The sequence below is a fragment of the Micrococcus sp. KRD077 genome, assembly GCF_017168505.1.
Classification (GTDB): Bacteria; Actinomycetota; Actinomycetes; order Actinomycetales; family Micrococcaceae; genus Micrococcus; species Micrococcus luteus.
This window is the reverse complement of record NZ_JABFAZ010000073.1, coordinates 1-513: the sequence shown is the minus strand read 5'-3', so window position 1 is coordinate 513 and position 513 is coordinate 1. Positions and strand designations below refer to the sequence as shown.

The 513-nt window shown below is 72.9% G+C and carries 1 protein-coding gene; it reads right to left on the bottom strand.

Annotated elements, in window-relative coordinates:
* The coding region (locus J1M39_RS11460) for an FhaA domain-containing protein (RefSeq protein ID WP_206496812.1) at positions 1 to 402 on the bottom strand (402 nt) is incomplete at its 3' end.
* Positions 403 to 513: the final 111 nt, after the last annotated feature.

Here is a 513-nt window from a genome sequence, read left to right as displayed (position 1 = left end):
GTCGTCGTGGGGGGCCGGGGCGGTGAGCGAGCCGTCGTCCAGGCGGGTGACCACGCGCAGGTCCCCGCCGCGCACGTCCGCGTCCGGGTGGAAGGCGACCCGGACCGTGCCGGGCAGTGCATAGCCCTGGGAGTCGGCGTGGCGGATGACCTCATCGCACAGCTCGCTGGCGAGGGTGGACCCCCACGAGCGGGCGCGCTCGAAGTCGGCGGGGGAGAAGTGGACCACGTAGCTGTTGGGCGCGACCGTGTGGCCCTCGGACAGCGCGATCGACTCGTCGTCCATCGCCTGTCGCAGGGCCGAGGCGATCTCCACCGGCTTGACCGCCCGCGGACCGCCGGCCGAGAAGGCCGAGCGCACGGCCCGCTCCAGGCCGCGTTCGAGGTTGTCCAGAAGTCCCACGACGGGGCCCCTTTCCACAGTTGTCCGTCCCGATACTACGGGCCGGGCTGGGAGACCGCCGAGAACAGCGGGATTCTGCGGGGTGGAGCGCGGGTGGGAGAGGTGCCGGAG